Annotated in this window: 11 protein-coding genes; 4 read left to right on the top strand and 7 right to left on the bottom strand. The window is 33.9% G+C overall.

The window, feature by feature from the left end; all coding sequences use genetic code 11:
- Positions 1 to 91 precede the first annotated feature (91 nt).
- Positions 92 to 2149 (bottom strand): potassium-transporting ATPase subunit KdpB, encoded by a 2058-nt coding sequence (gene kdpB, locus B0A65_RS17180; RefSeq protein ID WP_074659976.1) that lies wholly within the window; start codon positions 2147 to 2149, stop codon positions 92 to 94.
- A gap of 67 nt (positions 2150 to 2216) precedes the next feature.
- On the opposite strand from kdpB, the gene B0A65_RS17175 reads away from it, so the two are divergent.
- Positions 2217 to 2576, top strand: coding sequence for a four helix bundle protein (locus B0A65_RS17175; protein WP_074660000.1), 360 nt, complete (start codon positions 2217 to 2219; stop codon positions 2574 to 2576).
- Positions 2577 to 2647: 71 nt separating this feature from the next.
- Here the strand turns inward: B0A65_RS17175 and kdpA are convergent, their stop codons facing one another.
- The 5 genes from kdpA to B0A65_RS17150 form a co-directional block, all read right to left on the bottom strand.
- Positions 2648 to 4366, bottom strand: a complete 1719-nt coding sequence (kdpA, locus tag B0A65_RS17170) for a potassium-transporting ATPase subunit KdpA (RefSeq protein WP_074659977.1) — start codon at positions 4364 to 4366, stop codon at positions 2648 to 2650.
- 102 nt (positions 4367 to 4468) lie between these two features.
- Positions 4469 to 4546, bottom strand: coding sequence for a K(+)-transporting ATPase subunit F (kdpF, locus tag B0A65_RS17165; RefSeq protein WP_072975519.1), 78 nt, complete (start codon positions 4544 to 4546; stop codon positions 4469 to 4471).
- 190 nt (positions 4547 to 4736) lie between these two features.
- Positions 4737 to 5018, bottom strand: coding sequence for a DUF7674 family protein (locus B0A65_RS17160; RefSeq protein WP_059116045.1), 282 nt, complete (start codon positions 5016 to 5018; stop codon positions 4737 to 4739).
- Between the two features lie 467 nt (positions 5019 to 5485).
- Positions 5486 to 6835, bottom strand: a complete 1350-nt coding sequence (locus B0A65_RS17155) for a sigma-54-dependent transcriptional regulator (protein ID WP_074659978.1) — start codon at positions 6833 to 6835, stop codon at positions 5486 to 5488.
- Positions 6836 to 6886: 51 nt separating this feature from the next.
- Positions 6887 to 9328 carry a tetratricopeptide repeat-containing sensor histidine kinase gene (locus tag B0A65_RS17150; RefSeq protein ID WP_074659979.1) on the bottom strand — a complete coding sequence of 814 codons (2442 nt, stop codon included), beginning with the start codon at positions 9326 to 9328 and terminating at the stop codon, positions 6887 to 6889.
- A 207-nt stretch (positions 9329 to 9535) separates the two neighbouring features.
- Between B0A65_RS17150 and B0A65_RS17145 the strand changes: the two genes are divergently transcribed.
- Positions 9536 to 11509, top strand: coding sequence for a sigma 54-interacting response regulator (locus tag B0A65_RS17145; protein ID WP_074659980.1), 1974 nt, complete (start codon positions 9536 to 9538; stop codon positions 11507 to 11509).
- On the opposite strand, the gene B0A65_RS17140 is transcribed toward B0A65_RS17145, so the two are convergent.
- Positions 11506 to 12291 carry an alpha/beta hydrolase gene (locus tag B0A65_RS17140; RefSeq protein ID WP_074659981.1) on the bottom strand — a complete coding sequence of 262 codons (786 nt, stop codon included), beginning with the start codon at positions 12289 to 12291 and terminating at the stop codon, positions 11506 to 11508. The two genes, B0A65_RS17145 and B0A65_RS17140, sit on opposite strands and share 4 nt — an antisense overlap.
- A 360-nt stretch (positions 12292 to 12651) precedes the next feature.
- Here B0A65_RS17140 and B0A65_RS17135 point away from each other — a divergent pair, with 360 nt between their 5' ends.
- Positions 12652 to 13746 (top strand): polysaccharide deacetylase family protein, encoded by a 1095-nt coding sequence (locus tag B0A65_RS17135; protein ID WP_207556450.1) that lies wholly within the window; start codon positions 12652 to 12654, stop codon positions 13744 to 13746.
- Positions 13747 to 13842: 96 nt separating this feature from the next.
- A complete protein-coding gene (locus B0A65_RS17130) occupies positions 13843 to 14856 on the top strand; it encodes an LLM class flavin-dependent oxidoreductase (protein ID WP_074659983.1) in 1014 nt (337 codons plus the stop codon).
- Positions 14857 to 15025: the final 169 nt, after the last annotated feature.

The following is a 15025-nucleotide window of genomic DNA, read 5'->3' as shown; positions in this document are numbered from 1 at the left end:
TTCTTTTTAGAGGTTCTAAGGTTCTAAGTTTCTGAGGGACTAAGAAAAAAAACTTAGCACCTTAGCACCTCAGAACCTTAGCAACTTTTATTTACATAAATAAAGCAACAAGTAAATCAATCAGTTTAATTCCGATAAAAGGAACAATCAATCCGCCTAGACCGTAGATTAAAAGATTTCTTTTTAAAATCGCACTGGCACCAATTGGTTTGTAATCAACACCTCTCAATGCTAATGGAATCAAGATCGGAATGATAATCGCGTTAAAAATTACCGCTGATAAAATGGCACTTTCCGGACTATGCAAATGCATAATGTTTAAACCTTGAAGCGCAGGAATCGCAGTAATAAAAAGAGCAGGAACAATAGCAAAATATTTCGCTACGTCATTTGCAATAGAGAAAGTAGTAAGTGTTCCACGAGTCATTAAAAGCTGTTTTCCAATTTCGATGATTTCAATAAGTTTCGTTGGGTCATTATCAAGATCGACCATGTTTCCGGCTTCTTTCGCAGCCTGAGTTCCACTGTTCATGGCAACACCAACATTGGCTTGGGCTAGGGCAGGAGCGTCATTTGTTCCGTCTCCCATCATGGCAACCAGTTTACCCAGATTTTGCTCGTTTTTGATGTAGTTCATTTTATCCTCAGGTTTCGCTTCGGCAATAAAATCATCAACTCCCGCAGCCTCGGCAATAAACTTAGCTGTAAGTGGATTATCTCCGGTAACCATTACCGTTTTTACACCCATTTTTCTCAATCGGTCAAAACGTTCTTTCATTCCGGTTTTAATGATATCCTGTAATTCGATAACACCTTGAACCTGATCGTTTTTAATAACCACTAATGGTGTTCCTCCGTTTGAAGAAATGTCGATTACTTTTTGTGCAGTATCTTCAGGAAAATTATTTCCTGCCTGAGCAGCAATATTTTTTGCAGCATCCTGAGCACCTTTTCGAATATTGGTTCCGTCTTTTAAAACAACTCCGGAAGTTCTGGTTTCAGCGGTAAATTTGATAGTTTGTGAAATGTGATCTGTGAGTTGTGAAATGCTTGCTTTCATTTCACCTTTTACATCTAACATTTCACTCAACTCAAGTATACTTTTCCCTTCCGGAGTGTCATCTGCCAGTGAACTTAACACAGCAGATTTTATAAAATCTTCTTCAGAAACGCCTTTTGTAGGATAAAAACTGGTTGCTTTTCTGTTTCCGATAGTGATGGTTCCGGTTTTATCCAAAAGCAATACATCAATATCTCCTGCAGTTTCTACCGCTTTTCCAGATTTTGTAATTACGTTGGCACGTAATGCTCTGTCCATTCCGGCAATACCAATAGCAGAAAGTAAACCTCCAATTGTGGTTGGAATCAAACAAACAAACAAAGCAATAAAAGCCGCAATCGTGATGGGTGCATTTGCATAGTCGGCAAACGGTTTTAGCGTAACGCACACAATCACGAAGATTAAGGTAAATGCGGCTAATAAAATGGTTAAGGCAATTTCGTTTGGCGTTTTCTGACGGCTTGCACCTTCAACCAAAGCAATCATTTTATCTAAAAAGCTTTCGCCAGGTTCAGAAGTTACGATTACTTTAATTTTATCAGACAATACTTTTGTTCCACCTGTTACAGATGATTTATCACCGCCGGCTTCCCGAATTACAGGAGCACTTTCTCCGGTAATAGCACTTTCGTCGATAGTGGCTAAACCTTCAATAATTTCTCCGTCAGTTGCAATTAAATCGCCTGATTCACAAACGAAAACATCTCCTTTTTTCAATTCAGATGAACTGATGTTTTTGATTTCTCCGTTAGGTAAAATTTGTCTTGCAGGCGTTTCTTCACGTGTTTTTCTTAAACTATCCGCCTGTGCTTTTCCTCTGGCTTCGGCAATAGCTTCGGCAAAATTGGCAAACAAAAGTGTAGCAAGTAAAATCAAGAACACAATTAAATTATATGTAAAACTGCCTTGGTCAGTTGCGCCCATTAAAATGGAAATACAAACAGCAAACATAATGGCAGTCCCTATTTCTACGGTAAACATTACCGGATTTTTGATCATTAATTTTGGATTAAGCTTCACAAAAGATTGCACTAGAGCTTCTTTTACCTGCTTACTTTCAAACAATGATGCGGATTTATTAGTTGTCATTTTTCTTTGTGTAAAATGTTAGATGTTAAATGTGAAATTTCCTACTTTTGTAAATAATTATTTAAATATGAAACCACACAAAAAATTGAATTCTTGGATTAAAAGTTTTGAATTCGTTAAAGAAATTTATTTAGCTACAAGACAATTCCCTTCTGAGGAAAAGTTTGGAATTACTTCCCAAATCCGAAGAGCTTCTGTTTTTGTACCGGTTAATATTGCAGAAGGAGCAGCAAGAAAAGGAACAAAAGAGTTTATCCATTTTTTATATATTTCACTAGGTTCTTTATCAGAACTCGATACTTTAATTTTATTAAGTAGGGAGTTAGATTTTCTCAATGAAAAAGAATGTGAGCAATTGATTGAAAAATTAGATATCATAGGAAAACTTATTTATGGATTAATCAAGAATCTTGAAACACGTTTATGATTTGTTATTAGTGAGATGTGAAATGTGAGTTGTAAGATGAGTTTACATCTCACATTTTACTTTTTCACATTTTACATTCCAAAATATTCTGCCAATGGACCTAAAGCCAAAGCTGGAAAGAATGATAAGGCAGCAATAATTGCGATTACAGCGAAAACCATTATTCCGAAAATAGAAGTGTCCGTTTTTAAAGTTCCTGCACTTTCCGGAATGTATTTTTTGTTAGCCAATAATCCGGCAATTGCCAATGGACCAATAATCGGAATGAAACGGCTTAACAGCAACACAATTCCTGTAGTGATATTCCAGAACGGATTATTATCTCCTAAACCTTCAAAACCAGAACCGTTATTGGCAGCGCTCGAAGTATATTCGTATAACATTTCTGAGAATCCATGATTACCCGGATTGTTGAGCCAGCCTGTTGCATTGCCGCTAAACCAGTAACCCATTGCGGTATCATGTGCAGCAAAATAAGAAGCTATCGCTGTTCCGGCTAAAATTAACAAAGGATGAAGAATCGCAATAAAAGCAGCAATTTTAACTTCCCGTGCTTCGATTTTCTTCCCTAAAAATTCAGGAGTTCGTCCTACCATTAATCCGGAAATGAATACTGCCAGAATAATGAAAATATAAAAGTTTAAGATTCCGACGCCACAGCCTCCGTAAAAGGCATTAACCATCATGGCTAATAATTGCATTGCTCCGGAAATTGGCATCGAACTATCGTGCATACTGTTTACAGAACCGGTGGAAATTACGGTTGTAGCAATACTCCAGAATCCTGAAATGGCAGGGCCAAACCGAACTTCTTTTCCTTCCATTGCTCCGGTTGCCTGGGCAATTCCCATTTTTTCTATGGCAGGATTTCCATTAAGTTCACTAATAACTGTTGGAATCACGAGGAGTAAAAAACCAACTGTCATCACTCCGAAGATCACGTAAGCTAGTTTCTTTTTCTTTAGATAAAAACCAAGAGCAAAAATCATCGCAAACGGAATAATCAATTGTGCCCAAAGTTCAACAGCATTGGTAAAATAAGTAGGGTTTTCTAAAGGATGTGCCGAATTGGCTCCAAAAAATCCACCACCGTTTGTACCAATATGTTTGATAGCAATAAAAGCTGCAGCCGGACCGCGCGAAACTTGTACTGAATCGCCTTGTAAAGTCGTGATGGTATCTTTTCCTTCAAACGTCATAGGAGTTCCGCTAAATAATAGTGCAACTGCCACAATAGCTGAAAGCGGTAATAAAATACGAGTACAACTTTTGATGAAATAATTATAGAAATTCCCTAGTTTTTCTGTTGTTCTCTCTTTCATTGCAGTAAAAATCATTGCTGCAGCAGCCATTCCGACACCAGCAGAAACAAATTGCAGAAACATCAAAACCATTTGTGATAAATAGGAAAGTCCGGTTTCGCCTGAATAGTGCTGTAAGTTACAGTTTACTACAAATGAAATAGCCGTATTAAAGGCTAAATCGGGTGTCATTGACGGATTGTTGTCAGGATTTAAAAATAGTGATCCCTGAAAAAGCAAGACAAAAAAGCAAAGAAAGAACCAAATCATATTTACACTCAAAAGTGCTTTCAAATGCTGTTTCCAGTTCATCTCTTCAGTGGAATTGATTCCGCTGATTTTAAAAATAAATTTTTCAATTGGATTGAAAATCGGGTCAAAAAGTGTTTTGTCTCCCAAATAAACTTTAGCAATATACTTTCCTATCGGAATGGCTAAAACTATCGAAATGATAAAAATGCTAATGACACCAAATAACTCTGTGTTCATAATATGTGTTTGTTAATTGTAAAAATGTGAGATGTAAAATGTGGGATGAAAAAGGAGACTGACGCATAACATCTAGCATCTCACTTATAACTTTTTACATCATTAAAATTTTTCAGGTTTGATTAATACATAAACCAAATAGCCAAAAACAGCGATGGAAATAATAAATAGTGCAGTCATGATTTAGATTTTTTCAAAAAATTCAACTGATTTAAAACAAATGGCAAAAAGCACAACGGCCAATGCGAGTAAAAGAAAAGTGATTAACATATAGATGATTTTAGATTTGTGAAATGTAAAATGTGAGTAGTAAAATGTTATTTGTGAAAAGCGATGAACGTCTTACATTTCACAAAAAACATTTCACTAATTAAACTCCTGAAGTATTAATTTGCTTGATATATTCCGCTTTAAGCGTTTGAGGAAAAAGATGTGAAATGTTGCAGTGACGAACTTCCATAAAAGAAGAAACGGAGAAAACATACACATTAGAAATAGCATTTTTAGTTTCGATACTTCCACTAATAAATAAGCGTTCAGCAAGTGCCAGACATTTTTTGGCACGAACAATATTTCCAGAAATAATAGATTTTTTGGTTATCTCAGCAAAGCGTTCTGCTTGTTTGTAGATTGAGGTTACTTGATTTTTCATACGTAGATAATATTTGTTTTTAAAGGAATATGGTATCGTCATTCTTCGCTTCAATTTTTTAATTTGAATCATGCCGATTTCATGAGAATGAATTTTTATGTTCTTCCTCCTTATGCCAAAATATGTTCCGAAAAAGTTGAGGTATAGCTAAAGTGCTGTCAATAAAAGGAATGTAGTTTTGTGCCAAAAATCAGGCATAAAAAAAGCCTATCAAAATGATAAGCTTTTATTGAAATGATAAGGTTGTTTAATTATTGATTTTAGAATTTCAGTCCCAGCGGGACGTCATATTTATAGAAAAACACACGATTTGTGATAAAACCCCATCGGGGTGGCATATTTAGATTCAAAGGAAAGCCATATTATCGCTCCGCTGGAGCTTTGACCTAAAAATCGATTTCATTTTCTATAAACATTTTGCTCCGATGGAGCTTTAAATTGGAATTTGGAATTTTAAAATTTGGAATTTAATTTTTTTCTATCCCGTATTCCTCCAATTTTCGATACAAAGTCGCAATCCCAATTTCAAGTAATCTAGCCGTTTCAGCTTTATTACCTTTTGTATAATTTAAAACCTTCTGAATGTGCAGTTTTTCAATACTCTGCATAGAAAATGCCGACATCGATTTTGTTGTTTTATCAGGCTGATGCTGCATTTCGTAAGGCAAAACATCTGAAGTTAAAGTATCGCCATTACTCAAAATAACGGATCTTTCGATAATATTTTTAAGTTCCCGGATATTTCCGGGCCAGGAATAATTTTCTAATTTCTGAAGAAAATCATCGGCAATATTTAGAGTTTTTTTATTCGTTTTTTCAGAGAATTGCTTGACGAAATAATGCGCCAATACTGAAACATCTTTGATTCTTTCGCGTAAAGACGGCAGTTTAATTTCAAAAATATTCAATCGAAAATATAAATCAGAACGAAAACGGTGTTCGTCACTTTCTGTTTTTAAATCACGGTTTGTAGCAGCAATTAATCTGAAATTTGATTTTTTTGGAGTAGTATCTCCAACCGGAATATATTCACTAGTTTCTAAAACGCGTAATAATTTTGCTTGAAGATCGATTGGCATTTCGCCAATTTCATCTAGAAATAAAGTTCCTCCATTAGCTTCTTCAATAAAACCTTTTTTATCTTTTAAAGCTCCCGTAAAAGCACCCTGTTTATGACCGAACAATTCACTTTCTAAAATTTCTTTGCTGAAAGTACTGCAGTTCAAAGCCACAAAAGATTTTCCAACCCGATTACTATTTTCATGTATCGCTTGTGCAAAAACCTCTTTTCCAGTTCCGGTTTCTCCTGTTAATAAAACAGTCGAATCGGTTTTGGCAACTTTTTGTGCCAAATCGATTACTTGTTCAATTCCTTTAGATTTTCCAATAATAGTATTGAAAGAATATTTATCGCCAATTCGTTTTTCGAGTTGTTGTACCTTTTTCTGCAATTGTACTTTTTCGACAGCTTTGTATAAAAGCGGAATAATTTTATCATTATCGTCGCCCTTTACAATATAATCGAAAGCACCATTTTTCATGGCCTGAACGCCATCCGGAATATTTCCGAAAGCGGTCAATAGAACAACTTCTACTAAAGGAAAATTTCCTTTTATATTCTGAAGAAAATCAACACCATTTCCATCAGGCAGTTTCACATCACATAGAACAACATCAATTTCTGTTTGTTCTAATTTTTTAAAACCCGATTTTAAATCTTTGGCTTCAAAAACTTCAAATCCTTCCGATTTAATGATTCGAGCGAGCAGACTTCTAAGTTTTTCTTCGTCGTCTATAATTAAAATTTTGTGTGTCATTTGAGGGAAAGGCTAGAATCGAAATTTATTTTCGTGATACAAATTTAGGTTTTAAATCATTTGTCTTTTTTGATTTATCGGAAATTCTTGCAAAAATTCGATTTTTAAAATCGTTCCGTTATTATTTTCCATCGTGAATTTTCCTTCCAAATCATCACTCAAACCTTTTATTAAACTCATCCCAAATGAGTTTGCCTTTGCTTCTGTAAAATCAGTTTCAGCACCAATTCCGTTATCTGAAATGGTCAATAAATACCGATTTTCAGCAAGTCCGTCAAGCGTTATATAAATCATTCCTGTTCGGTTATTCGGAAAAGCATATTTAATGGAATTTGTAATGGCTTCATTCAAAATAAGTCCAAGCGGCACGGCCTGTGCCACATCTAATTCTAATGGTGTAACTTTGATTTCAAAACGAATTCTTTGCGCAAGCGAGAAAGAATCTTTTAAATACTCGACCAATTCCCTAATATAATTCGGCATATTTATCGTTGCAATATTCTCAGAATTATATAATTTTTGATGAATCAAGGACATAGAATGAATTCTGTGCTGACTGTTTTTTATCGCTGACAAAGCCATATCATTATCCAGATAAGCCGACTGTGAATTTAAAAGACTTATTACGGTTTGAAGATTATTTTTTACGCGATGATGAATCTCTTTCAAAAGCCATTCTTTCTCATCTAATAAATGTCTCAGGTTGAGGTTTTTTTGATTGATTTCTTTCTCTTTGAGTTCAAGTTTAGTGTGATTTCGCTGTTTTAAACGATAACGATTGTAAAGCAAGCTAATCGTAATTAAAAGCAAAACCAAACTGCCAATCGCTAAATTATTAAGAAGTTTTGATTTTTGTAATTCACTTTTCTGTAGTTTCGATTGATCGTTTAAAAGTGCAATTTTCTGTTCTTTATTTTTAGTTTCATACTGAATTTTTAATTCTTCAATTTGTTTGTTTTTAGATATGTCATGAATGGAATCACTTATTTTTTTATAGTTTTGAAAATGTACTATAGATGAGTGGTAATTTCCATTAAGAGAATCGATTAAAAATAATGCTATTTGGAGATTATCTGTATTAGTCTGTGTTTTGTATTTTTTTGATAATGATACTGCTTTGTCTGCATAGTATTGAGCTTTTTTTGCCTGATGCCTGTTAGCATAAAAAAGAGCTGTTGATTGATAACAAACGATTACTTCTTTAACTCTTTCGGGAGCAATTAGTTTTTCTGCATAAAGACCAATTTCCTTAAAGTTTTTTTCGGCTAAATTATAATTCTTTAATGCAGCATAACAATTCGCTTTTGTATAAGCAAGCATCATTTTATCAAAAGTATTAGTTGGCGGATAATTAAGCGTCATTGAATTAATATAATCAAGAGCTTCCTTATTTTTGCCTTTTATAGATAAAGCGCCTACAGCACTTAAAAAACTTTTGTACCAATGACCGCTGTTTAAGCCTTTTTGTCCAAACTGAATACTTTTTTTGTACAAATCCAAAGCGGCTTCATTATACCCAATAACATTGTAAACATTGCCCAAACGTATATAAAAAACATCAGCCAGCGTATAATCCTTTTCGGCTTCCATTCTTTTTACACTTTTTAAGGCGTAGTAAAGGGCACTTTTTATGTTATATTGATTCAATTCAATATAAGAAATAGTTGTTTCATCAAATTGCTCATGAGTAAAGCCAATTTTTCGCAAATCAATCAAATTTTGGTACAGTCTTTTTTTAGCTTCATTGATTCTTCCTGTCCAAAAATAGAGGGTCGTAATCTTCATGTAGTTTTCGATTCTTTTTTCCTCCAATGCTAATGAGGCATAAATAGAAATTGCTTCTTCAAGAATTTTCTCTTTTTCCGGATCTAAATTTGACAATAGTGTTGCGTAAGCATCCAGAGCATCAGCAAGATCGCGTTTGTCATTTGCTTTTCGGCATTCGTTTATAACCTGCAAAAAGTGTTTTTTACCTTCAACAGGATTATTAGCCTGAAAATAATATTTGCCAAGTAATAATGAACTTTGATGCTGCCATTTTTTTATTTTGAGTTTATTACTCAAATCAACCGCTTCTTTAATAGATAAAAATGCATTTTGCAAATCTTCCGGTTTTGTTCCAGTTTTAAAAAGGTAAAAATTTCCTAACTGAAGCAACAATTTAATCCGATTTTCCTCTTTAGATTTATTCAGAAGTTTTTTAACAGAATCGATATTTCCTTTATCGATCAAATCTTTTCCAATCAAAGCAGCGCCATCATTATATCCTTCATCATAAGCTAATGAAACGGGCAGTTTATAGGCCTTACACGCCAAAACTACAGAGCTGTCAACATCAATAGCACCTTGATTAGAATTGTATAAATACATAGAACAGGCCTGAATCAAAAGTCTTTTCTTCTTTAAATCGTATTTGCTGACAGAAGGAGGGGTTTGGGCAAATGTTTGAAATGCAATGAAAAGTATAAAACCTATAAAGTATAATTTTTTCATATTTCACTTACAATTAAATGGTTACTGTGTTTTGGTAAACAAATATAGAAATAAACACTTCCTGATTTTTGAAATAATATCAGGAAAATTCACATAAAAGCGATTTTTTTTGATTTAAATTTTGAAGTTTTACTGTTTTACTTCTAATAATTAACTAATTTTATACCAATCTATTAGAAGTATTATAACAGTAAAAGTACCACAATTATGAAAACCGTGTCCAACGATGCAACTACTCTCCCTAAATCTGTTTCTAAAAAAAGAATTTTAATTGTTGAAGATCAATTTATAGAAGCACATGATTTGCAATTAATTCTTGAAAAAGCAAATTATGAAGTGATTGGAATTGCACGTTCAGTTGATCAGGCATTGGAACAAATTGAGGTAGAAAAGCCGGATTTAGTTTTTCTGGATATTATGCTAAAGGGAAATCGTAACGGAATTGATTTGGCTCAAATTCTCAAAGAAAATTATATCGGTTTTATATTTATATCAGCAAATTCCAGCAAAAAGATTTTAGATCAGGCGAAAATTACACAACCTTACGGATTTATTGTGAAGCCTTTTAGAGAGCAGGATGTTTTGACCACTCTTGAAATCGCTTTTTATCGTCAGGAATATAGCTTAGAATCGCAATTAATGCAGCAAATGCAATTGCAAAAAGATATGAATGAGATTTTAAATTCAAATCTTAAGTGGGAAAATGCACTATTGGCATTCGGAAGAATGATACAAAATTACATTTCGTTTGATTATGCAGAAGTTGGTTTTGCAAACACTACACATTATGCGAACATTGGAATTATGCGTAGAAATATTGATGATTATCAAATCATCAGCGCAGAAAAGTTCTCGAAAATAGCAGACATTTCCATTAAAGAATTAAACGAGACCTATAGAAAATCAAAAATAGATTTAGAACCTGTTATTTACAGCGAAGAATCTTTAATAAACAACTTTCAGACAGCGCCAATAAAAAGCCTGATTTCTCATAATTTCGGAATTAAATCCTATTTGGTATTTCCGGTTTCAATTGAAACAATTCAAAGATTTTATTTTACTTTCTATAGCAGAAATTTTAATGTCTATTCGGCAGAAAATTTAAAACTCTTGTCTAATCTCGAAAATACATTTGCACAATTTGTTACCAAAATGTATCCAAAAACAACTTCTGATACAGATCAAAAAGAAACTATTATTAAAGAGGTAAAACAGTTAAATAAATCGGTTGGTTTTGAAGGTATTATTGGTAATAGTCCGCAAATGATTACAGTATTTGATTATATCAGAAAAGTGGCACCCTCAGACACATCAGTTTTAGTTTTAGGCGAAAGCGGAACAGGAAAAGAGAAAATCGCCCAGGGGATTCATGCATTATCGCCAAGAAAAGATAAACCCCTAATTATTATTAATTGTGGAGCAATTCCTGAGAATCTGGCTGAATCTTTACTTTTTGGTCATGAAAAAGGTGCTTTTACAGGAGCAGTAGACAAGCGAATTGGTAAATTTGAATTGGCTGACGGAGGGACAATATTTCTGGATGAAATAGGAGAAATGCCTCTGGAACTTCAGGTAAAATTATTACGTGTATTGCAGGAAAGAGAAATTGAACGCATTGGAGGAAGATCTTCAATGAAAATTGACGTTAGAATTATTGCAGCTACCAATAAAAATCTTGAAGAAGAAGTGGCAGCCGGAAGATTCAGAATGGATTTGTATTATCGTTTGCATGTTTTTCCGATTTTAGTTCCATCATTAAAAAAACGAAAAGAAGATATTCCTGATTTGGCAAATCATTTTATAAAAGTATACAGTGAAAAAATGGGCCGAAAAGCACCAAATCTTTCTGATTTTGCTTTGGAGCAAATTATAAATTACAATTGGCCGGGAAATATTAGAGAACTCGAACATGTAATGCAACGTGCCATTTTATTGACAGACGGAAATACAATCAAAGAAATTGAGCTTTCGACATCATCAAAAATGCATGCAGAACAAGCAAGTGAATCATTCTCTATAAAAACAATTCTCGAAAACGAAAGAGACTATATATTGTATATCCTGAAAAAATGTAACGGAAAAATATCCGGAGCAGGTGGCGCAGCCGAAATTTTAGACATACATCCCTCTACTTTAAATTCAAAAATTAAAAAACTGGAAATAAAAAGAGAATTAAATTAACTGATTTTTTCGAGCCATCTTGCAATAAATGCGGCAACTTCAGGCCAGTCAGATTGCTCTATTACAAAATGATTACGACCTTTAAATTCTTTATAACAAGTTATAGAATGAATGTTGGTGTATCTTTTAAAGTTAGAATAATTGAGCGAAGTCAGAATAAATGTATCGTTAGATCCTGATAAAAACAGTAATGGTTCGTGTTTCTTTTTGAAGTTGATGCGTGCGGTTTTAGTCAAAATATCTCGTAAGGCCGATTTCGATTCCGGAATAACCAATTTTTCATAAGAATAGTTTTGTTCTTCAAATGACATTTCGTTTGTAAATGCGGTTTGCCATTCTTTAAAAGTCATCAAATACGTTTTTTTTGCAGAAGTAAAAAAGCCTAAAGGTTTCCAGATCGCTTTATAAAAAGAGAATTTCGCCGTAAACATACCTTTTGGAGCAACAGAATGAATGCAAATTCCGGCAAAAGCCAATTCTTTCTGAACCAGTAATTGCGTTAAAAGGCCACCATATGAATGCCCTATTAAAATGGGTTTTTCAGGTAGTTTCTCTATGATTTCTACATAATAGTCGAGTACAACGGATAAACGTAGAAGTGCAATTTTTGAATCCGGATGTTGATTGCGTAATGTTTCAACACTTTCATTTTTGTAAGGCCATGGCGGGGCAACTGTTTTGTAGCCTTGATTTTCAAAAAAAACAATCCATTTCTCCCAACAAGAGTGGCTGACAAATGCTCCCGTAATAAACACAATGGTTTTTGTATTAGACAAGTACATAAAAAGCAGTTTGAGTTTTTTGAATAATAGTATGATAATACTTTCAAAACACAAAGCATGTGCCTTTTTGTAAAAGCCTTTGATATTAAACGTTTGTTAAAGGATGACGATTCAGTACTTATTATATTTCGTTAAAAATTATTTTAGACTCTTGAAATATCATTTTTTTTAATGGACTTTTTGCAAAGAGATGTACCTTTAAAATCTCAATATCAGATCCTCCAAATGAAAATACCACGTTTACAAATAAAGATGCATTTATTCATTTTTGCTTTTACAATCAGTTCTGTCTCGTTTTGTTTTGGAAATAATTCTAAAATAGATTCGTCTAAAACGAAAACCATATCTTTTAAAATAAAATTGAAATCAACAGAGAAAGTAAAAATTCAGGCTGCCGATTTAAAATTCAATAAACATTTAGCCTACAGTTTTACAGTTGATGACGGTTATAGATCGGTGTATTTAACAGCTTTTCCATTATTTAATGGAGGAAAAATTAGTCCGCCAATGATAAACGAGTGGAAAAACGATCAGGGTGGAGACGGAACAATTTCAAAAGGGCTTTTTTATTCAGATGGTTTAGAGAGTAAAATTCCTTTTAAGTTAGGTTTAGCAATAAATGGGGGAGCAATTGGTGATTTGCCAACAAATCGTGGACATCTTTCCTGGTTAGAAGTGAAGGAATTATACAACGCAGGTTGGGATATTTTGAATCACGGTTTTCATCACGCTACCAAACATGGGACTAATTTCCTGACAGAGGTAACGGAGAATACAACTTCAATACAACAAAATTTAGGTTTTACTATGTCGCATTTTGTTGTGCCTGGCGGAGAAAGTGATCCGGGATATCATTTAGAATATGAAAGAGACGCTTTGGCAAATGGCTCTTTTTCGGTAGCATCTTATGTTGGTGCCGGACCAGTTATTAAAGTTGGTAATAAAATAAATTTAGACAAGATGATTTATGCCAGAACTTTTGTTCAAAGCTCAAAAGATACAGTCGGATTTAAAACTATGGATCGTTTTTTGGCAACTTTTGATTCCGTTGCAAAATTATCAGGACCCATTTGGTATAACGAATTTACACATGGTGTAGGAAATTCAAATCTTTGGAATTTAAGTATGCGTTTTCCTGACTTCAAATATTATATGACTACAATTGCAAATAAATATGGTACAAACGGAAATGATTCAATCTGGATGGCACCCTGGCAGGAAGTTTACGAATATATCTGGCTTCGTGATAGAATAAAAATAAAGTATACTCAGAATAATAAAGAAGGTATTGTAACGATTGAAGTTCCTGAAATTCCGAAAAATTTCCGTAATAAGGATATTTCATTAGCGGTAGAAACTTCCTCCAAATTTGAAATTGAATCCAATTCACCAGATTTTAAAATTTCCAGCGACGGAAAAACAAAACATAAACTCATTAATATTCATTTGAAGTAAGGAACATTTGTAGTTACAAATATTATAATTCTATTAACATCAAAGAATTTATGCTTTGTCTTAAATGAAGTAATTTTGTAAAAAGCATTTATTTACATGAAAAATCCAATTTCAGTCTCAATACTAGAACTCGCTATCATAACACAAGGTAGCAATCCCACCGAAACATTTCAAAAAACAAAAGACATCGCCCAACTCGCTGACCAATTAGGATATAAGCGATTTTGGCTGGCCGAACATCACAATATGGCACATGTTGCAAGTACAGCAACAGTGGTATTAATTGGTTATATTGCCAGTCAGACTCAAAACATCCGTGTAGGTTCTGGTGGAATCATGTTGCCAAATCATTCTCCTTTAATAGTTGCTGAGCAATTCGGAACCTTGGAGACGCTTTATCCAAACCGAATCGATTTAGGTTTAGGTAGAGCACCCGGGACAGATCAGCCAACTGCCGAAGCCATTCGAAAAGACTTTTTTGAGCAGGCACAACGATTTCCTCAAAACGTAACCAAGCTTCAGGATTATTTTTCAGAAGAAAATGCGACAGCAAAAGTTCGCGCCTTTCCGGCTGAAGGAACAAACATTCCAATCTGGATTTTAGGTTCAAGTATGGAAAGTGCTGCTTTGGCCGCTGCTTATGGTTTGCCATATGCTTTTGCCGGACATTTTGCACCACGACAAATGATACAGGCATTTGAATTCTATCGTGAGAATTTCCAGGCATCAACGGTTTTAGATAAACCAAAGACAATGGCATGCGTTAATATCATTGCTGCAGATACAAATGAAGAGGCTGAATTACTTTCAACCAGTTTGTATCAAATGTTTCTAAACTTAATTCGCGGAGATAGAAAAGGTCTTCAGCCACCCGTTCCGTCATTGGATGATATTATGGGCGAAGAAGAACGTTTCCATGTCAATCAAATGACCGCTTGCACTTTTACAGGAAACAAAGAACAATTAGAAATCGATCTTAAAAAGTTTATTAACTACGCCAGAATAGATGAACTGATGGTAACGAGCCCAATCTATGATCATCAGGCCAAGCTAAAAAGTATCCAAATCACAAAAGAGGTAATTGATAGTTTAAATAGTATACATATATAAGTACATTTTTCTACTATTATATATAAGGTACATTATTCCAGCCCGGCAAGTTTTTAAAACCTGTCGGGTTTGTCTTTTTTCTACATATATAAAAAAGGATGGTTTTATACTATAATATATAAGAAGGATTTTTTAAAGAAGAACCATTGTTTTAATAAGGAGCTGTTTC

Origin of the sequence: Flavobacterium frigidimaris (assembly GCF_002217275.1) — a bacterium.
Classification (GTDB): domain Bacteria; phylum Bacteroidota; class Bacteroidia; order Flavobacteriales; family Flavobacteriaceae; genus Flavobacterium; species Flavobacterium aquidurense.
The sequence above is the reverse complement of the archived record's forward strand: the minus strand, read 5'-3'. Positions and strand labels throughout refer to the sequence as shown.

Bases quoted from the DNA above. Each gene is read 5' to 3' on its own strand.
- kdpB (WP_074659976.1), bottom strand. From the start codon at position 2,149: ATGACAACTAATAAATCCGCATCATTGTTTGAAAGTAAGCAGGTAAAA.
- B0A65_RS17175 (WP_074660000.1), top strand. From the start codon at position 2,217: ATGAAACCACACAAAAAATTGAATTCTTGGATTAAAAGTTTTGAATTC.
- kdpA (WP_074659977.1), bottom strand. From the start codon at position 4,366: ATGAACACAGAGTTATTTGGTGTCATTAGCATTTTTATCATTTCGATA.
- kdpF (WP_072975519.1), bottom strand. From the start codon at position 4,546: ATGACTGCACTATTTATTATTTCCATCGCTGTTTTTGGCTATTTGGTT.
- B0A65_RS17160 (WP_059116045.1), bottom strand. From the start codon at position 5,018: ATGAAAAATCAAGTAACCTCAATCTACAAACAAGCAGAACGCTTTGCT.
- B0A65_RS17155 (WP_074659978.1), bottom strand. From the start codon at position 6,835: ATGACACACAAAATTTTAATTATAGACGACGAAGAAAAACTTAGAAGT.
- B0A65_RS17150 (WP_074659979.1), bottom strand. From the start codon at position 9,328: ATGAAAAAATTATACTTTATAGGTTTTATACTTTTCATTGCATTTCAA.
- B0A65_RS17145 (WP_074659980.1), top strand. From the start codon at position 9,536: ATGAAAACCGTGTCCAACGATGCAACTACTCTCCCTAAATCTGTTTCT.
- B0A65_RS17140 (WP_074659981.1), bottom strand. From the start codon at position 12,291: ATGTACTTGTCTAATACAAAAACCATTGTGTTTATTACGGGAGCATTT.
- B0A65_RS17130 (WP_074659983.1), top strand. From the start codon at position 13,843: ATGAAAAATCCAATTTCAGTCTCAATACTAGAACTCGCTATCATAACA.